Source organism: Pseudomonas sp. R9.37 (assembly GCF_963878885.1).
Classification (GTDB): Bacteria; Pseudomonadota; Gammaproteobacteria; order Pseudomonadales; family Pseudomonadaceae; genus Aquipseudomonas.
The window spans coordinates 583,508-605,360 of record NZ_CAWNZA010000043.1 but is presented as its reverse complement, the minus strand read 5'-3'; the positions used below and the strand labels follow the sequence as shown (position 1 = coordinate 605,360).

General features: G+C 63.1%; 15 protein-coding genes. 4 read left to right on the top strand and 11 right to left on the bottom strand.

What is annotated here, in order from left to right:
- Positions 1–19: 19 nt before the first annotated feature.
- On the bottom strand, positions 20–490 hold the full coding sequence (locus AACU78_RS21675; protein WP_256586963.1) for a prepilin peptidase: 471 nt from the start codon (positions 488–490) through the stop codon (positions 20–22).
- A gap of 75 nt (positions 491–565) precedes the next feature.
- Between AACU78_RS21675 and AACU78_RS21670 the strand changes: the two genes are divergently transcribed.
- Positions 566–1,006, top strand: coding sequence for a TadE/TadG family type IV pilus assembly protein (locus AACU78_RS21670; RefSeq protein WP_106577714.1), 441 nt, complete (start codon positions 566–568; stop codon positions 1,004–1,006).
- The gene (locus tag AACU78_RS21665; protein ID WP_106577713.1) at positions 1,003–3,735 is read left to right on the top strand and encodes a PAS domain-containing sensor histidine kinase; all 2,733 of its coding nucleotides are present in this window, start codon (positions 1,003–1,005) and stop codon (positions 3,733–3,735) included. The genes AACU78_RS21670 and AACU78_RS21665 overlap by 4 nt, the downstream gene beginning before the upstream one ends.
- On the opposite strand, the gene AACU78_RS21660 is transcribed toward AACU78_RS21665, so the two are convergent.
- The 6 genes from AACU78_RS21660 to pbpC all read right to left on the bottom strand — a co-directional run bounded on the left by AACU78_RS21660 (position 3,732) and on the right by pbpC (position 11,064).
- Complete coding sequence (locus AACU78_RS21660) at positions 3,732–5,708, bottom strand: pilus assembly protein TadG-related protein (RefSeq protein ID WP_106577712.1); 1,977 nt, start codon at positions 5,706–5,708, stop codon at positions 3,732–3,734. The two genes, AACU78_RS21665 and AACU78_RS21660, sit on opposite strands and share 4 nt — an antisense overlap.
- A gap of 213 nt (positions 5,709–5,921) precedes the next feature.
- Positions 5,922–6,479 (bottom strand): DUF4136 domain-containing protein, encoded by a 558-nt coding sequence (locus tag AACU78_RS21655; protein WP_106577711.1) that lies wholly within the window; start codon positions 6,477–6,479, stop codon positions 5,922–5,924.
- Between the two features lie 44 nt (positions 6,480–6,523).
- Entirely contained in the window at positions 6,524–7,126 is a 603-nt protein-coding gene (locus AACU78_RS21650) for a DUF4136 domain-containing protein (protein WP_106577710.1), read from the bottom strand.
- A gap of 24 nt (positions 7,127–7,150) precedes the next feature.
- Complete coding sequence (locus AACU78_RS21645; protein WP_106577709.1) at positions 7,151–7,900, bottom strand: methyltransferase; 750 nt, start codon at positions 7,898–7,900, stop codon at positions 7,151–7,153.
- Positions 7,893–8,201: a MazG-like family protein gene (locus AACU78_RS21640; RefSeq protein WP_106577708.1), complete on the bottom strand. Its 309-nt coding sequence runs from the start codon at positions 8,199–8,201 to the stop codon at positions 7,893–7,895. The genes AACU78_RS21645 and AACU78_RS21640 overlap by 8 nt, the downstream gene beginning before the upstream one ends.
- Before the next feature lie 550 nt (positions 8,202–8,751).
- Positions 8,752–11,064, bottom strand: coding sequence for a peptidoglycan glycosyltransferase PbpC (pbpC, locus tag AACU78_RS21635; RefSeq protein WP_256586962.1), 2,313 nt, complete (start codon positions 11,062–11,064; stop codon positions 8,752–8,754).
- 190 nt (positions 11,065–11,254) lie between these two features.
- Between pbpC and AACU78_RS21630 the strand changes: the two genes are divergently transcribed.
- A complete protein-coding gene (locus AACU78_RS21630; protein WP_106577706.1) occupies positions 11,255–11,545 on the top strand; it encodes a hypothetical protein in 291 nt (96 codons plus the stop codon).
- A gap of 139 nt (positions 11,546–11,684) precedes the next feature.
- Here the strand turns inward: AACU78_RS21630 and AACU78_RS21625 are convergent, their stop codons facing one another.
- Positions 11,685–16,586: an alpha-2-macroglobulin family protein gene (locus AACU78_RS21625; protein WP_106577705.1), complete on the bottom strand. Its 4,902-nt coding sequence runs from the start codon at positions 16,584–16,586 to the stop codon at positions 11,685–11,687.
- Positions 16,587–16,885: 299 nt separating this feature from the next.
- Between AACU78_RS21625 and AACU78_RS21620 the strand changes: the two genes are divergently transcribed.
- Positions 16,886–18,223: an MATE family efflux transporter gene (locus AACU78_RS21620; protein WP_106577704.1), complete on the top strand. Its 1,338-nt coding sequence runs from the start codon at positions 16,886–16,888 to the stop codon at positions 18,221–18,223.
- Here AACU78_RS21620 and AACU78_RS21615 read toward each other — a convergent pair.
- The 3 genes from AACU78_RS21615 to AACU78_RS21605 all read right to left on the bottom strand — a co-directional run bounded on the left by AACU78_RS21615 (position 18,168) and on the right by AACU78_RS21605 (position 21,714).
- Positions 18,168–19,061, bottom strand: a complete 894-nt coding sequence (locus AACU78_RS21615; RefSeq protein ID WP_106577703.1) for an alpha/beta hydrolase — start codon at positions 19,059–19,061, stop codon at positions 18,168–18,170. The genes AACU78_RS21620 and AACU78_RS21615 overlap by 56 nt on opposite strands.
- Before the next feature lie 154 nt (positions 19,062–19,215).
- On the bottom strand, positions 19,216–21,129 hold the full coding sequence (gene speA, locus AACU78_RS21610) for an arginine decarboxylase (protein ID WP_106577702.1): 1,914 nt from the start codon (positions 21,127–21,129) through the stop codon (positions 19,216–19,218).
- 213 nt (positions 21,130–21,342) lie between these two features.
- A complete protein-coding gene (locus tag AACU78_RS21605; protein WP_005784408.1) occupies positions 21,343–21,714 on the bottom strand; it encodes a translation initiation factor Sui1 in 372 nt (123 codons plus the stop codon).
- Between the last annotated feature and the right edge of the window lie 139 nt (positions 21,715–21,853).

Below are 21,853 nucleotides of genomic sequence, written 5' to 3'. Positions count from 1 at the left end.
CGTTAATACCCCCTGACGACTAATGGATCCAAAACCACGAAACACTAAAACCCAACAGTAAAAACGGGGCGAATGGCTGTTTTTTTGACACACCGGGCGCCAGATAGCCCATGTGCTTTTTAAGATATTGATTCATATGCGGCCAAAGCGTTGGCGCAAGGATCAGCCAGACTAAGTTGGCGACTGCCGCCCCTACAAACGACCACAGCAAGTACTTCGCATCCGACACCAACGCCAATGCTGCAAGCAGCTTTACGTCCCCCGCGCCCAGACGACCGACGGCGTAGCCAGGCAAGGTCAGCAGCAGCGCCAGAAAAAACGCCAACAGCCCCTGCCCGGTCGACGCCCCCAGCCAAGTGGTACCCGTCCAGAACAGATAGATCATCGCCAACAAGGCAACGCCCAGCGTCAGACGATTGGCGAGTAACCGCTGCCGAACATCCTGCGCTGCACACAGCACCAACCACACCATCACCACTGCGCCATGGATCACGTAAAAAACATCCCTTTTTGCCGATTGATTCTATGCTGATATCAAGTAGTAGCCGTCAGGGTAGACGCGGTGATGAAAACAAGCCTCCCGGATAAGCAAAAAGGCGCGGCAGCAATCGAATTCATTGCCGTGTTCGTGATTTTTTTTGCCGTGTTCTACGGCATGGTCAGCTATAGCCTGCCGCTGCTGTTGTTGCAGTCGTTCAACCAGGCGACGGCAGAAGCCGTGCGGCTGAGCGTGGCGCTGGACCCCAACATGCAGGGCTACGCCGCCGCCGTGCAAAACACCGCCAAAACCGCAGTCGCCAACCGTTTGCTGTGGATCCCGCCCGCCTACAAATTCGACGCCGCCACGCAAGTCACCACCACCTTCAACAGCGGCTTGTTGTTAGTGAAGATCAACTACCCCACCGCCAACCTGCAGGCGGTAATGCCGTTTATTGTCCTGCCCGGCATCGGCACCGTACCGCAGCTGCCGACGACGCTGCAGGCCACCTCGAGCCTGCAGTTTTGACCTCGGGGGACAAACTCTTCGGGCGTCTGCTCGGCCGAAGCAGCGCGCTGGCCCTGGACACGCCTGCGCCGCCTGCCGCCGGGCTGCATCTGTGGTTGGACGCGCACGGCCGCGTGCTCGAAATCAGCGGTGCACTGCGTCCACATCTGGCGCAGTACACGGGTTCACCGCCCCTCCTGGACCTGTTGTGTGCCCACAGCACGAGGGTGGTAGAAGGCGTTCCTGCCGATTGGCAGCGCCACAGCCTTGACCTAGATTTTCGCGGCGTCGCCGGGCAAATCCTGCAAACGCGAGGCACGATTGAAGCTCAGGATAACGGCTGGCTGCTGCATGCCGTAGACATCGGCGATTTGCTCAATGGCCGGCACCTGGCCGAGCAGCGCGAACAGAATCAGCAATTGGCCAGCCTTGTGAGTGAACACCTGAGTGTGTGCAGCCTCAGCCGGCTGCCCGACGTGTTCAACGAACAGTTGGCCAGCGTGGCGCAACGTTGGCGCATCCCGTGCGTGGCCCTCGCGCTGCTCGATCAAGAAGACCAGGACTGGGTGATCTACAGCCAGTACGCCAACCACGATGCGCCGCTGTTCTGGCACGACGGGCAGCGCCTCGGCACCTGCCTGGACAGCCTCAACGGCACTGCCCCGCTGAGTTTGCAGGCACCTTATGGACGCGGAGAACACCCGCGGTTGCACAGCGTATTCGGCAATGCCGACGGGTTTCTGGTGCCGTATCGCGATGGCCAGGGCGTGGCCGCGTGGTTACTGTGCGGCGCGTACAACGGCCAGCCGCACATGCGCGACCGCGATTGGCTGAACCTCGCCGCCGCCCTCGCCGCGCCGTTGCTCGGCCGCCTGCGCGAGCAACGCCACCACCAACAATTGGAGCGCCTGGAAGCCCTGCAAGGCCTGCTGGGCACCGGCTGGTTCGAGTTGCTGCCGGCCAGTTCTGAAATCCAACTCGCGCCGCAATTGATGCGCAACATCGGCTCAGAGCAAGCCCAAACCCGGCAAGCCCTCGACACCTGGCTGGCGCTCATCCACCCCGCCGACCGGGAGGAACTGCACAGCCGCCTGCGCGACCTGCAGACCCTGGGCAAGCCGTTGCTCGCCAGCGTACGCCTCAACCGCGGCGAAAGCGCCCAACCGCCCACCTGGTATCGAGTACAGGGCCAAGTGCTGGGCGTGGGTGAGCAACGCCGCTGGGTCGGGTTCATGCTCGACATCAGCGACATCAAGAACCAGCAGGTGCAAGCCGATGCCGCCCATGCTCGCCTGGATAACCTGATTGCCAGCTCACCGGCGGTGATCTACGTGCAGCGCTACGTGAACGGCGCTCTGCTGCCGGTGTTTTTCAGTGACAGCCTGCTGCCGTTGCTGGGCCGCACCCTGGCCGAGTGCAGCCACGACAGCCTGGTGCAATGGGTGCATCCCGACGACCGCGACCTGTACTTTCAGCGCACGCGCCAACTGCTGCGCGAAGGCAGCGTACGCAGTCGTTACCGTGTGCAGGACACACACGGCGATTACCACTGGCTGCTCGACGAAGCCAAATTGCTGCGCGACGACCTGGGCCTGCCGGTGGAAGCGATTGGCCTGTGGCTGGACGTCACCGACGCGACCTTGGCCGCGCAACAGGTCAAGGACAGCGAGGAGCGTTACCGAATTCTGGTGGAAGACTCCCCGGCGATGATCTGCCGCTACCGCCCGGACCTGACCCTGACCTTCGGCAACACGCCATTGGCCAACTACCTCGAATGCCGGCCCGCACAGTTGCGCGGGCTGAACCTGGGCGACTGGCTCTCAGCCGAACAGCGCGAGGCGTTTGTGCAGCGTATCGGGCAGTTGACCCCGGAGTTTCCAGTCAGCACCGCCGAAATCAGCCTGCAACTGCCCGGGCGCGAACACGCCTGGTGGGTCTGGTCGGACCGCGGCGTGTTCGATGAGCACGGTGACCTGGTCGAGGTGCAGGCCGTGGGCCGCGACAACACCGAAGTGCGTCGCTCGCAGCAGCAACTGACGCAAAGCGCAAAAATGGCCACCCTCGGTGAAATGGCCACCGGCCTGGCCCATGAGATCAACCAGCCGCTGAACGTGATGCGCATGGCCGTCGTCAATGTGCTCAAGCGCCTGGGCAATGGCGACGTGCAGGTCGATTACCTCACTGAAAAACTCCAGCGCATCGACGCCCAGGTTCAACGCGCAGCCCGGGTGGTGGACCATATGCGCGTGTTTGGCCGCCGCTCGGAGGTCGAGCAGCAACCGTTCGACCCGGCGCAGGCAGTTGAGGGCACCCTGTCGCTGCTCAGTGAAGGCCTGCGCGGCAAAGGCGTGGAAGTTCGCCTGACCCAGGCGGACGTTCCCGTGCAGGTCAAAGGTTACGTCGACCAGCTTGAACAGGTGCTGATCAACCTGATGGTCAACGCCCGCGATGCCCTGCTGGGCCAGCGCGAAAAAAACCCTGAGCTGCGCCCGTGGATTGCCGTGCACACCGAACACGATAGCCGCCACGTGCGCATCTGGGTCGAGGACAACGGCGGGGGCATTGACCCGCGCTTGCTGGAGCGGATCTTCGAACCGTTCTTCACCACCAAGCCGATTGGCGTGGGCACCGGGTTGGGCCTGTCGGTGAGCTACGGCATCGTTGAAAACATGGGCGGACGCCTCAGCGTCAGCAATGGCGAACACGGCGCGCGGTTTTGTGTGGAACTGCCCAGGGCCACCGACGCTTAAATCACCAGGTAGGCCTCGCCGGTCTGGCCGCAGGTCAGGTTAGCGCCCACGTTCACATTCGCCAGGCTGATGCCCAACATGTTCAACAGGTTGTTGAGGATCGGGTTGAGCAGCGGGCCCAGCAGGCTGTCCACCACCGGGGTGACGATGGCGCTGACGCCGCCGAGCAGCGACACGACGCTTGCCGCCAGCGCGCCCAACGGGTTACTGCCGACCGGCTGGTACGCCGTAATGCCTACGCCATTAAGCGTGGTCGACAGGCTGCTGACCACATTGGTCGCCGGCGCGGCAGCCTGATAGGTCGGGGTGAGGCCCACATTAGGTGGCGTGGCGAACGGCGCAGTACTGGAGAACACCAGGGTCTGATTGCTCGCCGCAATCGGGCTTAGCACCTTGATCGCGACGCCACCGCCGGCGAACGGCACACGCGTACCGCAGGTGCCGATTCCGAGGATTTCATGGCAGGTCTTGGTGCCGATATCGATCAGCGCCAAAGGCGCCACGGTCATCGGCAAGGTGCTGGAAAACGCATTGGTGATAGCGCCCACATTCAGCGACGCCAGCGAGGTGGTGGTGTAGGCCGTCAGGCTCTTGGTGCCAGCGCTGCCCGTCGGGCAACTGTAGGCGGTGACATAGCTGCTGGCGCCGCCGGCATCCAGCACGATATTGAGCGGCAGGTTGCCCGGCAACGCCAGCAGGTCCAGTTGTTGGCAGCCGGCCCCCAGCAAACACAGCGCCGAGTTGATCGTGCTCACCAGGTTCAGGCTCAACAGGCTGTTGATCACCGGCGTCAGCGGCCCCACCAGGTTATTCACAGCCGTGGTGAGCCCCGACAAACTGCTCAGCACCGGCAGGCTGACCGTCACCTCGGTGCGCACCTGGGCAGTGCGCACATAAATCGCATTCGGCCCCAGGGGGTTGGCCGCGGCCAACGCCGGGTCGCCAATCGCCGAGAGTTGCGGCGGCTCGATCACTTTGACCTGCGTGGTGATATTGGCCAGCCCCAGCAGGCTGACGGGCAAGGTCGCGGCAGCCGCACTCTGGCTGTTGGACAGCTGCACTACGCCCTGAATCAGCTGAAACACCTGCAGGTTGGCATTCAGCGCGGCGGCGGTAGTGCCCGTCTGCAACTGCAGGATCTGCCCGAGGGTCAGCGGGGCCTGGTTGATGGCGGCGATTTTCAAGCTGCCCAGGGCCGTCAGTACATCCGCCGTCGCGCCGTTGGCGGTGAGCACCGTGATTGCGGCCTGGATCAACTGCGAGGCGGTCACGTTGGTGTTGAGCAGTTGGGTGTAGTTACCTGCGGTCACGCCCAGGTTGATCGCCAGTTGGTCGAGGTAACTGAGCAGGCTGATATTGGTATTGAGCAAGCCATTCCAGCCGGCGAGTGTCAGGTTGAGGTTGCCGCCGAGCAAGCCGCTGAACAAGGGGTTCAACAGGCTTGCGCTGGCGGTGTTGACGCTGGCCAACGTGCTGTTGATGGTCAGTTGGGCCAAGGATGGCGTGGGCTTGGCCGCCACCGCCGTGGCTGACAGGACCGTGTTGAGGCTGACCGGGTTGCCGGAAAACAGGGCCCACACGCCGCCGGCCACGCTGGTCGTGACGGTTTTGCTGGCCACTACCTGAATGGCTGACGACAGCGCGGGGTTTGCGCTGAACGTGCGCTGGCCCGAGGCGCCAGTGGTGACGGAGCCACAGCTGGTCACCAGGGTGTTGCCGTTGCCCACCACGAAATAATTGCGCGCCACGCTTTGCCCGGCGTAGGCCGCCGCACTCAACCCTGCCAGGCAGGTGCCATTGCGGCTGACAGCTTCCAGCGCTGCCGTGTCCGCCACGCCTTGCAACTTGCGCTTTTCCAGGTACAAACGGCCGCTGTCGATCACCAGCAAGGTAAACGCCAACACCACCGCCAATACGCCGGCGGCCATCAAGCCAATGGCGCCGCGCTGCTTGCAATGAAATCGGGGAGACATCGAGCACTCCTGTGCCGGCGAGTCGCCGAGCGCTTACTCTCCTGGGGTGTCTTTGAGTGTAGACAAGGGCTGAGCGATGCGCTGACTCAAGGCTGCAGGGGATCCAATGTGGGAGCGGGCTTGCCCGCGATGGCGGTAGGTCGGCCACAGCATTATTGACTGACACTGCGCTATCGGGGGCAAGCCCCCTCCCACAGGGAATTGGGGAAAGGTTCAGTGCGGCGGGTAGTTGGAGAGGATTTTGCTGACGGTGGTGCGGATGGCGTTGTTGCGATCCTGTGGATTTGGGCTGGTGGCCATCATCTGCTCGTCACTGCCGCGCCACACCAGCTTGCCGTCCTTGCCGTCCAGCAAGTCGATCTGGAGGGTTGCGACTTTGTAGGTGATGTTGCGCGTTTCGTTGTACATCGGCGCGCCCCAATAGCCATTCCATGGGCCACCCCAGGCGCCGCCGTAGTTGGTGGTGACTTGTTGCTGGCGGTCTTCGACGATCAGGTAAGCCTGCACGTTCAGGTCAGCCTTGGTGCCGGCTGCGGCGGGGCGCAGGCCGCGTTGGTCAAGTTGTTCACCCACGGCCTGGCGGATGCGCTGCTCGGTGAGGTCGCTCTTGATCCGCGGATCATCCGGGCGATATTGCAGCGCCGGGTCTTTCCAGGCCCAGTTGCGGTAGGCGCCGAAGTCGCGGCTGGCGTCAAAGTCGTGGTTGACCTGGTTGGACTGGCAACCGCCCAGCAACACGACAACAGCAAGTGCAGCAATGCGACGAAACATGGTTTATCTCCAAAAGACAATTCAGCCTGAGATGAGAATAGCTGCTAACTGGGTGGATAGGCGCTCATTGCCTTCTGCATCGCTTCGCGCAAGGCATCGGCCCGTTGGCTCAGGCTGCCCTGGCTGGCGGTTTCGGCGCTGGTGCTCCACACCGGCTGGCGAGTGCGGGCATCGAACAGGCTGATGCGCGCCACGGCGACCGTCACTTCATACGTGCGCACCACCGGCACGGTGTTGTACATGCCGTAGCCATTGCCATAGCGGTTATAGCCGCCGTAACCGTAGCCATAGTCGTCCTGGACCTGACGCAGCCGTTTTTCCAGACGCACATCGGCGCTCACCAGCAGGTCGGGCGCACGGTTGTCATGCAAGGGTCGCAGGCCTCGCTGGTCGAGCGCGCCACTGACCGCCTCGGCAATCTGCGCCGAGTCGGCCCAGGCCGTGCCCGCCGGCAGTTGGCCGTTGAGCCAGCCCCAGCTGCGGTAGGCGCCATAGTCGCGCACCGGCGCCGGGTAGGCGCTGGCATCAAAGGTGTTGGCCGCCTGGGCCGGTGCCGGGGGCATCGGCGCGGAAGCGGCCACGTAGGGATTGGGGCTGGAGCAGGCGCTCAAGCCCACCGACAACAGGATCAAACAGAGACGACGCATTTCGACCTCCGCAGACTGGGCCGCTTAAACCGGACGGCAAATCCAGTGCAAATAACGCCCAAGTCCGGCAAAGCTTGGGTGACGACGGTGAGCGAGTTCCATCTCCAATAAATCCTGCACATCGGCGCGGGCCTGGAATTCCACCGGCATGTAGTCGTGGAACACCCGCACGCCACTTTGGCTTTCGACCTGCCAAAGCCCCTCGAGTTGCGCCGCCAACTCCCGCGGGTCGAGCGGCTGCTGCGGGGTGAGGCTCTGCTTCTCGCCGGCCATGTCGTTCTTGCGCATTTTGCGAAAGTGACCTTTGAGCAGGTTGCGGTAAATCAGCGCATCGCGGTTGTAGAACGCCAGCGACAGCCAGCCGCCCGGCACGGTGAGCTGGTGCAGCACCGGCAGGATCGCATGGGGTTCGGCCAGCCATTCCAGCACGGCGTGGCATAGCACCAAATCGTAGGGCTGGGTGAGTTGGCCGAGCAGTTCTTGCCAGGGCGCGTGGATAAAGGTTGCGCTCTGGCCGGCGTCGGCGAAGCGCTGGCGCGCGCCTTCGAGCATCGGCTCGGCGGGCTCGGCCAGGGTCACTTGGTGGCCGCGCTCGGCCAGCCACAGCGACATATGCCCCAGGCCTGCGCCGATATCCAACACCCGCAATGGACGGTCCGGCAGCGCTTCGATCAGGTCGGCCTGGAGCACCGCCAGGCGAATTGCGCCTTTGGCACCGCCGTAGATTTTCTCGGCAAAGCGCGTGGCCAGCTGGTCGAAATGACGATCAGTCATGGGCAAACCGCCGTTCGCTGTCGGCCAGTTTGGCGCGTACCACCTCGTTCATGTCCAGGCCCAACTCGCTGCACAGCAACAGCAGGTACAACACGATATCGCCGACTTCCTGCCCGGCGTGGGCGAGTGTGTCGGCGGGTAGCTGGCGCGATTGGTCTTCGCTCAGCCATTGGAAGATTTCCACCAGCTCAGCCATTTCCACACTGGCGGCCATGGCCAGGTTTTTCGGGCTGTGGAACTGCTTCCAGTCGTTGTTATCGCGGATGCGGTGCAGGCGTTCGGTGAGGTGTTCGAGGTTCATGCGGGGGCTCCTGAAGGTGTATAGCTTCGGGGGGATCAGGGATGAAGGCAAGTGAATCCCGGTGGTGTGTTTGAGGGCGCCATCGCGGGTAAGCCAGCTCCTACATTTGAATCGGGTGTAGATCAAACTTGGGGGGGGTTGCTGCGGGCGCCATCGCAGGCAAGCCCGCTCCTACATTTGAATCGGGTGTAGATCAAACTTGGGAGGGGTTGCTGAGGGCGCCATCGCGGGCAAGCCCGCTCCTACATTTGAATCGGGTGTAGATCAAACTTGGGGGGGTTGCTGAGGGCGCCATCGCGGGCAAGCCCGCTCCCACATTTGAATCGGGTGCAGATCAAACTTGGGAGGGGTTGCTGGGAGCGCTATCGCGGGTAAGGCTGCGCCTGCATTTGATAGGTGTTTGCGGGCTTGTTGTGGCGAGCGGGCTTGCCCCGCGTTGGGGCGCGAAGCGGCCCTGAGATCTGACGACGCGAGGCATGAGTCTTCTGGGGCTGCTGCGCAGCCCAACGCGGGGCAAGCCCGCTCGCCACAATGGGGTGGGGTAGGCTGGCTAATCGACGACGCTGAATTCGAGGCGGGCGGTTTGGCCGGCTTCGTCGAGGACGCTGAGCTGGTAGCGGCCCAGCTGTTCGAAGCTGGCGTTGATGCTGTCCTGATTGGCGCTATCGCCCAGCGGCGCGCCGTTGAGGAACCACCAGCGCCGGCCACTGCCGCCCAGGGCAGAGATTTTCAAGTGCAGGGCCTGCTGGCTGGCGGCGGGCAGACGCAGTTGGTCGCCTTCGCGTACGCCGACGATGGACAGCGGCGACGAGGCGGCCAGCGCTGGCGGCGGGCAATCGGGGTCGGCAGCCGGGATGCGCGCCTCGCGGCGCTCCCCCCTGGGCAGCCAGGGCTCCAGCGGTGCCGGCCACAAGGCGATATTTTTTGACACTGCGCCAGGGCAATGCGCGTCCACCCGCAAGCCTTTGGCATTGACCCACACGCTTTCCATCAATCCCACGCTCAACGGCTGATCCAAGGCCTGCAAGGTCGGCGGCGTGGTGTTGTCCAGCGTCCAGGCAAAGCGCTGACGGCGGCAATTGGGGTCGCTGCGGCTCATGGGCTGGCCCAGCGGCCAACAGATCGCGGCCACGCCAACATTGGCAGGCACCGGCCTGACGGGCGCGCTGATCCCGCGCTGGCTGTCGCGGTTGGTCAGCACATCATGCACCTGCAACATCAACGGCGCCGCCGACGCCAGCCCGAACTGCCCCGGTACGGGCGTGCCGTCGGGCCGGCCAATCCACACGCCGATCAGGTAGCGCGGCCCCACACCCAGCGCCCAGGCATCGCGAAAGCCATAGCTGGTGCCGGTTTTCCAGGCCAGCACCGGGCGCTGCACCAGCTCGGCACGCGGGTCACGGTCGGGCCGCGCCTGGCCGCTGAGGATGCGCCGCACAATCCAGGCGGACCCTGGCGACAGTAAAGGCCGTTCTTTAAGCGTATCGTCCGGCTGTAATCGGATAGCAGCACTCCTGCCGTCGCGGGCAAAGGCGCTGTAACCGCTGACCAAGTCCTCCAGACGGCTGCCCGCCCCGCCCAGAATCAGCGCCAAGTTCGGTTCGGCCAACGCCGGCAATGCCAGCGGCACGCCGCCGATGCGCATCTGCGCAGCAAACCGTTTCGGCCCATAGGCCTCCAGCAACTGCACCGCCGGCAAATTCAATGAACTGGACAGCGCCGTACTCGCCGGCACTGCGCCGCTGAAACCCATGGAGAAGTTGCCTGGCCGGTAATCGCCATAACGCCGGGGCACGTCCTGCAGCAGCGACTCGGAGTGGATCAACCCCTCGTCCAGCGCCATGCCGTACAGAAAAGGTTTCAAGGTCGAGCCGGGCGAGCGCAGCGCGCTGATCATGTCGACATGGCCAAAGCGCTTGGTGTCATTGATATCCACCGAGCCGAGGTAGGCGCGCACGGCCATGGTTTCTTCCTCCACCACCAGGATGGCGGCGGAGGTGTGTTCCGGCAGCCGCGCGCGCCAGCCCAGCAGCAGGTCTTCGAGGCGGCGTTGCAGCGTGGCGTCCAGGGTGGTGCGGATCAGCGGAGGGCTGTCCTGACGGTTGAGGCGGCGGGCCAGCAACGGCGCAAGGCTGGGTTCGAGCCGAGGGGCGAGCAGCAGCGGCTCTTGCAGGGCTTCATCAACGGCCGACTGCGGCCACACCTGGAATTCGGCAAGGCGGCGCAGCACTTTGTCGCGGGCCTGCTGGGCGCGTTGCGGGTGGCGATCCGGGCGCAGACGGCTCGGCGCCTGGGGCAATACGGCGAGCAACGCGGCTTCGGCATGGGTCAGCTGCGCCGGGGACTTGCCCAAATACGCCCAACTGGCCGCCGCCACGCCCTGCAACGTCCCGCCAAAGGGCGCGCGGTTCAGGTACAGATTGAGGATCTCGTCCTTGGACAAATGCCATTCCAACTGCGCAGTGCGCCACAGCTGACGCAGCTTGCCGTGGAAAGTGCGCGAATGCGGGTCGAGCAACCGCGCCACCTGCATCGACAAGGTGCTGCCGCCCGACACCACGCGCGCGCCCGTCAGGTTCTGCCACGTCGCCCGTAGCAGCGCCAGCGGGTTCACGCCGGGGTGCTCGTAAAACCAGCGATCTTCGTAGGTGAGCAGCGCGTCCAGGTAATACGGCGACACCTCACGGGTCTGCACCGGATACCGCCACACGCCATTGGCATCGGCAAAGCGCCACAACGGCGTGCCATCCTCAGCCAGCACCACCCGCGCCAAGTCATCCTTGGGCAACGGCAACGGCCAAATCCGATCCGCCAGCCACAAGAGGGCAATGACTGCCAACACACATCCAAATGCCCAGCCCAGTAAATGTGGGAGCGGGCTTGCTCGCGAAAGCGATTTGTCAGTCAACTCACTCACAACGGCCCCACCCCGCCCACAACAAATCGCAAATTCAACCCCGCAAACCTCTATGCTTCACGGAACTAGCCGCGACCCTTCGCGACCAAAGGCCCAGTGCTGGCAATTTCGTCCACTTATTCATCGAGACACACCTATGCAAGCAGACTTTTTCGGATGGTTGGGTAACACGATTGGCCTGATCATCCACTACATCGTCGAATTCTTCAGTGGGCTGTTCAATATGCTCACCCATGCCGGTGGCGACTTTGTCGATGGCATGTCCCGCGCACTGGGCATGGACACCTCGATCATCAGCATCATCACCCTGATCATCGGCCTGCTCTTCCTGTATTCGGCCGTTCGCGCCTTCATGCGCGCCTCGATCATCATTGGCGTGATCTGGCTGATGCTAGGCCTGTGGCTGCTTAGTTGGGTTGTGCACTAAACCCCAAGCCCCCCCAATCCCCTGTGGGAGCTGGCTTGCCTGCGATAGCGGTCTATCAGCCATCAAATGTGCTGACTGACCCACCGCCATCGCAGGCAAGCCAGCCCCCACATTTGAACCCCATTCCTACCGCCAGGTATCAGCGCCCCTTGATCACCAGATCCGCCGGCGTCTCCCCCACCGCCTGCCAGTTCGGCCGATACATCGACTCCACCTGCGGCGGCGGCACGCGATAAGTCCCCGGCGTCACCGCACGCGCCAGGTACAACAAGTGCGTGGTGGCGCCATAACCCTCCAGGTTCATCGCCGCCACATAGCGGTCATCGCGGAACTCCTGGTGCTTGAGCGACGCGTTCTGCATCGACTCGCGCCACTCCTTCACCTGGCTGCTGGCGTTTTCCAGGCTGGCTGCACTTTGTGCCAGGTTCTGGTTCTCCAGCTCCAGGCCAGCCGGCAACAGGTCAACCACCAACGCGTCCGGTACACGCTGCTTGGCGCTGACCGCCACATGCACCAGCACCAGGTCACCGCTGTTGACGTTATGCAGGTTCAGCGGCTGGCCATTCATGCCCAGGTATTCGCGGCGGATACTCAGGTTGTCGCCGCCCGGTGCCGGTGGCACTTGGGGGTAACCCGAGATCGTCAGTTGCTGGTAAACCGGCGCCTCGCCCTGATTGCTCAGGGTCAGGTCGCTGGACAGCTGCTTGCCATCCAACGCCAGCGTCGATTGTTGGTTGTTCAACGTTTGCGCACCGCCACTGCCGGTCAGCGACACCTGCCAGTTCGACTCCGGCTGGGAAAACCCGAGGCGCCCGGCCAGGAACAGTGAATTACGCTCCTGGGTCGAGAGATAAGGGCTGGCGGCCAACTGGTCCGAGAGCGTAAACAAGCGCTCCTCGCGCTTGCCCTTGGCCAAGTCGTTTTCTTCAAGCAATGCCAGGATCATCGCCTGATCACGCAGCGGGCTGCCGTAGTCGGCCAGCCACTCGTTGGCATTGCGTTGCGCCGCCAGGCCGGCAAGCAAGGCTTGATCGGCACGTGGCTGGTCGCCCATTTTTTGCAGGGCAATGGACAACTGCACCAACGGCAACCCGGAGCGCGCCTCGCTGCGGCGCTCGAAGATACTGCGCAACGCGCCCAATGGCGCTTGCTGACTGCGCGCCAGCACCATGCCGGCATAGGCCTGCACGGCAAAGCGGGTGTGGTCGGCGTTGTCGCTGTAATCCACTTCGATCAGGTTGCGTTCCTGCACGTAGCGCAGCAGGCGTTCGCTGGCTTTCTTCAGTGCTTCAGGCGGCACGGCAAAGCCCTGGTCGCGGGCGCGCAGCAGGAAGTCGGTGACATAAGCAGTCAGCCAATACTCCTCTTCGCCGTCGGCGCCCCACAAACCAAAGCTGCCGTTGTAGCGCTGCATGCCCAGCAGGCGCTCGATGCCGAGCTCGATCTTGCGTTTGCGTTCGCTCTCCGACTCGCCCTTGACGCCCAGGCGCTTGAGCAGGGCGGCGTCGGCATACAGCGACGGATACAGGCCGCTGGCGGTCTGCTCGAGGCAGCCATAAGGGTAAGCCTTGAGTGCACTGATCTGCGCGCCGAGGTTCAGTGGCGGCCGACTCGACAGGCTCAACAGTGCCTCGCGCCCCGAGGCATCGAACAGGTCCAGGCTGCCGACCGGCAAGCTCCACGGCTGATCCTTGAGCACTGCGCGGTAATGCTTGAGCATCGCCGGGTAGGCCGGGCGCACACCCAGGGTCCACTCGCGGCTGAACGGCGGCAGGTTTTCGCCCGGCAGGTCGAGGCCATTTACGGTGACCTTGACCTTGCCCTGCCCTAACCCGCCCCAGGCTTTGACCGGGATGCGCAAGGTGGTGCGCTGGCCTTGCTTGAGTTCAACGGACTGCGCGCCGCTGTTGACCAGCTCCAGTTGCCCTTCAGTGCTCAATTGCACATCGAGTTTCTGCGCTGTGCCCGACAGGTTGGACAGGTCCAGCGCTAACGTGGTCTGGTCACCACCGGCGAGAAAGCGCGGCGCCGACAGCTCGGCAATCAGCGGCGCGGCAATCACCATCTTGCCTTCGGCCATGCCATAACGGTCATCGCTCCAGGCTTGGGCCATCAGGCGCAATTGGCCATTGAAGTCGGGGATATTGACGCTGACTTCGCCCTCGCCCTGTTCATTCAGCGTCACGGGCGCGCTCTGCAACGCCACAATGGTCACGCTGGTGTCCGGGCGTTTGCCGCCCTTGGCCAGCGCCGCATCACCGCCGAAGGCCAGACTGGCCAAACGGCCCTGGCCGGCCTCGATCAACTGGCCGTAGATATCGAACTGGTCCACGCCATAGGCCTTGCGACCAAACAGGCTAGAGTACGGGTCCGGTGTCGGGTATTCAGTGATATTGAGGATGCCCACGTCCACGGCCGCCAGCAGCACATGCACCTGCTTGGGCACGCTGCCGTCGGCGTTCCTGGCGGCGATCTTCACCGTCAGCGGTTGTTTGGGGCGCATTTTTTCCGGCGCGGTGAGGGTCAGGCCAAGTTTGCGCTGGGTGCGATCCAGTGGCAGGTGCAGCAAACCCACGGCCCGTTTAGGCGTGATATTGGCCTTGCGCTCACCCGGACGAATCACCAGCGCGCTGACGTACAGGTCATGGCGCGACCATTTGGGGTCGAGCTTCACGGCGAAGCTTTTGCCTTCGGCCGGCACATCGATTTCCTGCCACCACAGCGGCCCTTCACTGGATTCCACCAGCAGGTAGCCTTTACCGGCTGCCGGTGGCGTGACGGTGACATTGGCGGTATCGCCATCGCCATACGCCGGTTTATCCAACGCCAATTTGACTTGGTCGGGGCGCACGGCACCGCCTTCGGTGTTGTCCTGGGCCTGGTAACCGGCCCAGAAACGCAGGCTGCTGACCAGCCCGGTTTGCGGGTCTTCGACCTCGACACGGTAAGGGCCCCACTCGACCTGGAAGCTGACCTTGGCGGTGTCGCCAGCCTTGATGTTCAGGGTCCGTTCGTCGAGGTTGAGGAATTTCTCGTTGAAGTGGTAACTCCAGCCGTCGCTTTCCGAGTAGTTCCAGTAGTAGTCGCGGCGCTCACGCACCAGGCGCACCTTGAGGTTTTGCGCGGCGAGTTTCTGCCCGTCCTGGTTGGCCAGCAGCACTTCGAATTCAGCTGGGCCATCGCCGTTGGTTTCCTTGCCGTCAAACAAGCCACGCAGGCCCGGCAGTTGCTCGGCCGGCCAGATCGGCTGCACCAGGCGCCGAGTGATCGGGCGCCCACCTGACTCTTGCAGGCTGGCTTGCACGATCAGTTGCAGGGGTGATTTGGCCTCGGCCCATTTGCTTTCCAGCGTCAGGTCTTCCTGACCCTTGGCGTCGAGCACGCTTTCGTCCAGCTCGAAATCCTGACTCAGTTCTTCTTCGGTGACGGAGCCGAACTGGTAGCCCGGCAGCGATTTGACGGCCTCGCGCAACGGGCGCACATACACTTGCCCGCTCACGCGGTTGCCCGATGCCGGTGCGCCGTAGAGGTAGCGACCATTGACGTGAATCACCGGGTTCTCCGCCGGGCTCAAGGCTGTGTCACTGCCCTTGAGTTCCAGCGCCAGGCGCTCGGGCAGGAAGTCTTCGACAAGAAACTCATACAGCTGCGGCTTGCCGTCGCCCAGGTCGAACACCAGTTGCCAGCGCCCGGTCGGCGCTTCACCGGCCAACTGCAATTGATACTGATAGAGGCCCGACGCATCGGCATCCCACACGAACTTGCGGCTGACCTGCTCATCCGGCCGGCGCACCTCCACGCTCACCGGTTGCGGCTTGACGGCATTGCCATCCTTGTCGCGCAACAAGGCGTTGAGCAGCACGGTTTCACCGGGGCGATACAGGTCACGTGGGCCGAACACAAAAAACTGCAGTGGGTGCGCCGGCTGGCCGCCGATATCGAACTCGGCCAGGTCCAGCGCAGCGCTGTCCAGACGCAGCAGGCTGGTCTGTTCGCCAAGCTTGGCCAGCAACACCTGGGCTTTTTTCGGCAGCGGCAACTCGGCATGGCCACCCTTTTCGGTCTTGCCCTGGCCCAGCACACGGCCTTCGGCATCCAGCACTTCGAGGTCCACGCCCTCCAGCGCCTTGCCACCTTCGAGCGCCTGGGTAAACACATCCAGGCGATTGGCATAGCGGTGCACCGACAGGCCGATATCACTCAACGTGAACAGCGTGGCCGGTTGCGAATAGTTGTAGGTGCCCGAGGCGCGCATCACCGCCAGGTACACGCCCGGCTGCTGCAATTGCTTGAGGCCGGCGATCGGCAGCAACAGGGTCTCGCGCGTATTGCGCGCCGGGTTCAGGTCGAAGCGGCCACCGTAGACCAGGTCGGCCATCGGTAACAGTTCGCGCGACTCATAACTCTGCAGGCTGGTGTTACGCCCCCACTGCGCGAGGAACGAGGGCAGCGATTCGGGCTTGATACGGAAAAACTCGACATCGATCTTGTCAACGTTCAGCGCAATCACCGGCAGGCCTTCGGCCAGGCGCGTCGGCAACAACGTGCCGCGGCTGGCAAAGCCGACCGTGGCTTGCAGGTCACGGGTTTCCAGGCGCGCGGTGTACTCGGCGGCGAGCTTGTTGTCGTTGACCGCCTTGACTCCGGCGTCGACGGTCAGCACCAGTTTGCGCTGCGGCTCGAGGTGGCGCAGGCGCAGCTCCATCAGGTTATCGGACAGCTCCCAGGCGCCATCGACCTTGCCGGACTTGCTGTCCACCAAGTGGACTTTGTCGGCGAATTTCTGCTCGGGGTCCAACGGGATGGAAAAGCTCACCGACAGCGTGCTGGCCCCGTCCAACTGGACTTCGGACACGTCCACCACGCTCAACTCACGGCCGGCATAGCGCTGTTTCAGCGCTGCCACATCCACCACCGCTTTCGCCGGTTTGGGTGCAACCGTCGCCGCCGCAGGAGCGGTCGGGGCAGCCGGTTTATCGGAGGAATCGCAGGCGCTCAGCAGGGCCAGCGCGCAGGCCAGGAACAGTCCTTTGTTAAGCATGGGGCACTCGTCGTGAGAGGGGTCCGAGGGGTGAACTATATATCAGCCTGCGAGGGGCCGATGAGGTGCTGGTCACATTGACCGACGGAGGGTGCTTTGGTTCTGGCCCCTGATCACTCCAAGCCAAATCCCACAAGCAATACAGCTCAAATTGTGGGAGCGGGCTTGCTCGCGAATGCAGTGGGTCAGTCAACATACCTTTCACTGATCCACCGCTTTCGCGAGCAAGCCAGCTCCCACATTGGTTCTGCGGTGCAGCGGGGGGCCAGTTACAATACCGCTCCCCCAAAGGAGCCTCCATGACTACCCTGCTCACCGACTGGCGCCACCGCCCCACCCACCGTCGCGTCTGGGCGCTGGCCGCGCCGATGATCCTGTCAAATATTTCGGTGCCGCTGGTGGCCCTGGTCGACAGCATGGTCATCGGCCACCTGCCCCACGCCCACCAGTTGGGCGCCGTGGCCGTCGGTGCCAGCCTGTACACCTTCCTCGCCTGGGCCATGGGCTTTCTGCGCATGGGCTCCACCGGGTTCGCTGCCCAAGCCGCCGGGCGCAATGACGGCGCGGCGCTGCGGCAAATCCTGCTGCAAGGCCTGCTGCTGGCCCTGGGGTTGGCGATGTTGCTGGGCACCGTCGGCATTCCGCTGAGCCACCTGGCGTTGGAGTGGATGCAACCCTCTCCCGAGCTCAATCAGCTGACCCGCGAGTTTTTCCACACGCGCCTGTTCGGCCTGCCCGCCGCCCTGGCCAGCTACGCGTTGGTGGGCTGGTTCCTGGGCACGCAAAACGCCCGCGCGCCGCTGGCGATTCTGTTGACCACCAACCTGGTCAACATCGCCTTGAACCTGTGGTTCGTCCTCGGCCTGGAGTGGGGCGTGGTCGGCTCCGCACGTGCGTCAGTCATTGCCGAATGGACCGGCGCCCTGCTCGGCCTGGCCCTGACGCAAAACGCCCTGCGCGCCTACCCCGGGCAAATCGCCTGGGCCGCGCTCAAAGTTTGGCAAAGCTGGCGCCCGTTGCTGGCGGTGAACCGCGACATTTTCATCCGCAGCCTCGCCCTGCAATCGGTGTTTTTCATGATCACGGTGCAAGGCGCACGCCTGGGCGACGCCACCGTGGCAGCCAACGCGCTGCTGCTCAATGGCCTGCTGCTGACCGCCCATGCCCTGGACGGCCTGGCCCATGCCGTCGAAGCCCTGTGCGGGCATGCCATCGGCGCCCATGATCGACAGGCGCTGCGCCGTTCGCTGGTGGTTGCCTGCGGCTGGTCACTGATCGCCAGTGTCGGGTTCGCGCTGCTGTTCACCTTTGCCGGCCATTTGTTCATCGCGATGCAAACCGACATCCCCGACGTGCGCGAAACCGCCGACATTTACCTGCCGTATCTGGCCGTGCTGCCGTTGATTGCGGTGTGGAGCTACTTGCTCGACGGCCTGTTTATCGGCGCCACCCGCGCGCGGGAAATGCGCAACGGCATGCTGCTCACCGTGGCGATGCTGCTGCCCTTCGCCTGGGCGCTGCAGCCGTACGGCAACCACGGCCTGTGGATAACCTTCCTGCTGTTCATGGCCCTGCGCAGCCTTACTTTGTGGGCGATTGCCTGGCGCTTGAATCGGCAGAATCAGTGGCTTGGATAAAGGCCGTGACGCGGTCCAATACCGGCGCCAGCCAGCGTAAGGGCCGAGCGATAGACGCCACCAGTGTCGCGTGGCTGGTCTTGGTGAAGTAAAACACTTCAACCGGTACATCCGCTGCGCGCAGTTTTTTCGCCAACCCACCGGTGTTGCGCGTGGGGTTGACCAGCGTGTCGCTCACCGACGCGATCAACAGACTCGGCGGCGCAGCGTGGCTGACATGGTTGATCGGCTGGGAATCCGGCGGTGAGTCAGGAAAGAAAAACACCGGCTTCACGTCAGGGTTTTCAATCGGCAGAAAGTCGTACGGCCCGGCCAGGCCGATCCAGCCCTTCAGCATCGTGGGCGACAGGTTCACTTCTTTAAGCCAGCGCGGATCCAGCGCCAGCATCGACGCGTTATAGGCGCCGGAGCTGTGCCCCATCAGGTACAGCTGCCTGGGGTCAGCGCCGTAGTCGGCGATGTGTTGATAAGTCCAGGCGACGGCCTGGGCGTTGTCCTGCAGAAACGAGGGGTAGCGCACTTGCGGGTAGAGCCGGTAGTCGGCGATCACCACCACAATGCCGCGTGAGGCCAGAGCCTCGCCGACAAAACCGTAGTCATCCTTGGCGCCGCTGTTCCAGCTGCCGCCGTAGAAAAACACCACGACCGGGGTGTTGGGCAATGCCTTGATCGGACGGTAGACATCGAGTGTTTGGCGCGGGTCATCGCCGTAGGCAATGGAGGCGGTTTTGGTAAAGGTGCTGGAGGGCGTGAGTGCGTTGAGCACTTTGATGGGGGAGCAGGCCGCCAGGAATGCGGCGAATGCCAGGGTGAAGGCTTGCAGCCATTTGCTCGACATCGTTCAGACCCCACATGCAAGGCACTGCCAAATGAAGATCCAAATGTGGGAGCGGGCTTGCTCGCGAAGGCGGTGGGTCAGTTAACACATGTGTGACTGATGTACCGCTTTGGCGAGCAAGCCCGCTCCCACATTAGATTGCTATCAGCTTAGATCACGACGACAGGTACGAAGAACGCGTCAAACCAAGACGCAACGCGTCGAGGAACTGCGTACGCTCCGACGCACTGATCTTCGCGCTCGCACACTTGTCACGGTAGTGCGTCATCAACTCCTCCGGCGACAAGTGCACATAGCGCAGCATGTCTTCGATGGTGTCGTGGGTCTCGATCCCGGCGCTGTACACCGAACCGTCTTCACGCTGGTAGATGTTCACCGAGTCGGTGTCGCCGAACAGGTTGTGCATGTCACCCAGGATTTCCTGGTAAGCGCCCACCAGGAAAATGCCCAGCAAGTAGTCTTCACCTTCGTTCAAGGCGTGCACCGGCAAGCTGGTTTCGATGCTCTGCTCGTCGACGTATTGCTTGATCTTGCCGTCGGAGTCGCAGGTCAGGTCTTGCAGCACGGCGCGGCGCAGCGGCTCTTCGTCGAGACGGTGCAGCGGCAGAATCGGCAGGACCTGGCCAATCGCCCAGGTGTCCGGCAGGCTCTGGAACACCGAGAAGTTGCAGATGTACTTGTCGGCCAGCTTGTCGTTGAGCTCGTCCAGCACCTGGCGGTGCGAACGCTGACGGGCTTTGAGCGAGTCGTGCAGGCGGCGGCACACCGCGAAGTAGCACTGCTCGGCCAAGGCTTTTTCCGCCAGGGTGATCTTGCCGTCGGCGTACTGGGTGGCCACGTCGCTCATGTAGTGCGTGGCACGCCAGTAAGTTTCGGTGACCATCTCGATGTCGGTCGGGCCCAGCAGGTCCACCAGCCACTGCACGGTTTCCGGCAGGTTTTCCTTATTCTCGATCAGCGGGATTTCGTCGTTGTGTTTCTCGACGTCGGTGACTTGCACCACCAGCATGGCGTGGTGGGCGGTCAGGGAACGGCCGCTTTCGGAGAAGATATGCGGGTGCGGCAGGCTCTGCGCGTCGCAGAATTCCTTGAGCATGCCCACGACCACGCCGGCGTAGTCGTCCATGTCGTAGTTGATCGAGCTGGCGTTACGCGAGTGGGTACCGTCGTAGTCAACGCCCAGGCCGCCGCCGACGTCGATGTGGTCCACCGGCAAACCGAGGTTGCGCAGTTCGCCGTAGTAACGAATGGCTTCCTTGAACCCGTGCTGGTAGTCGGCCAGGTTGGCGATCTGCGACCCCATGTGGAAGTGCAGCAGGCGGATGCCCTGGTCCAGGCCGGCAGCGCGGAAGCGCTCGACCACCGACAGCAGTTGCGCCGCCGACAAACCGAACTTGGACTTTTCGCCACCGGTGTCTGCCCACTTGCTCGACGCCAGGGACGACAACCGCACGCGCAGGCCGACCTGTGGCTTGACCTTGAGGTTGGCCGCCTCTTCGATTACCAACGCCACTTCGGATTCTTTCTCGATCACGATGAACACGTTGTGGCCCAGCTTCTGGCCCATCAGCGCGAGGCGGATGAACTCACGGTCTTTGTAACCGTTGCAGACGATGGTGCCGCCTTTCGGTGCCAGGGCCAGCACGGCCAGCAGCTCAGGCTTGGAGCCGGCTTCCAGGCCGATGGAAACGTCCTGGGTGGCGATGATGTTCTCGATCACCGCTTCCTGCTGGTTCACCTTGATCGGGTACAGCGCGGTGTACTTGCTCTGGTATTCCAGGCGCTCGATGTTCGCGTCGAACGCACCGGTCAGCTGGCGCACGCGGTCTTGCAGGATGTCGGGGAAGCGCACCAGCAGCGGCAAGGACAGGCCGCTTTTGCGCAGCTCGTCAACTTGTTCGTACAGATCGACAGGCGTGCTGTTCGGGCCGTTCGGACGGACTTCAACGCGACCGGCTTCATTGATCGCGAAATACCCGGCCCCCCAATGGCGAATCCCGTAAACACTGCGGCTGTCCGCAACTGTCCATTGGCTGCCATCGTCTTTGCGTGTGCGTCGTACGGACATCGAAGTCCCCTATATAAAGTCGAAGATCACCACACCCTACTTGTAAGGCTGGCGAAGTCTAAAGAATGAAAATGACGATTTGCCTGTAAGGAAGGTAGACCCCACTCGCAGGACAGAGTTTAGACACCGGTCAGGAACAGGCTCTGTGAAAACCATGGAGACGACAGTTCGCGTTCAGCAAACCGGCGATCGGGGTGGGTTTCACAGAGGCTGCTAGCCGCCGGATTTCTTCGCCTTGTAACCCAGCTTGATCAGCTCGGCCAACAGCAACTCGACGTGATCGCCCTGGATCTCGATAACGCCGTCTTTCAACGCGCCACCGGTGCCACAGCGCTTTTTCAGCGTGGTAGCCAGTTCCTTCAGGGCATCTTCGGCCAGCGGCACGCCGGTGATGGTGGTCACCGTCTTGCCGCCACGGCCTTTGCTCTCGCGTCGCACGCGCGCAATACCGTCGCCTTCAGGGATCAGGGTCTGTTTGCAGGTGCACGAATCCACGGGCTGACGACAGTCCGGGCAGTGTCGACCTGCGTCGGTGGAAAATACCAGGCCACCAAGGGCGGCGAAGGATGCGGCTTTTTTGGCCACCGGCAATCCTCTTGGGAGGACAAAGACTGATCGGCGCTCACCAGGAGCATTACCGACCGCGAAGCCCCACTCAGGCAGGGGCAGCGCTACCGAACCGCAAAGGTGGTTCGGGTGAAAAGTCGCGCAGTGTAACGGCAAA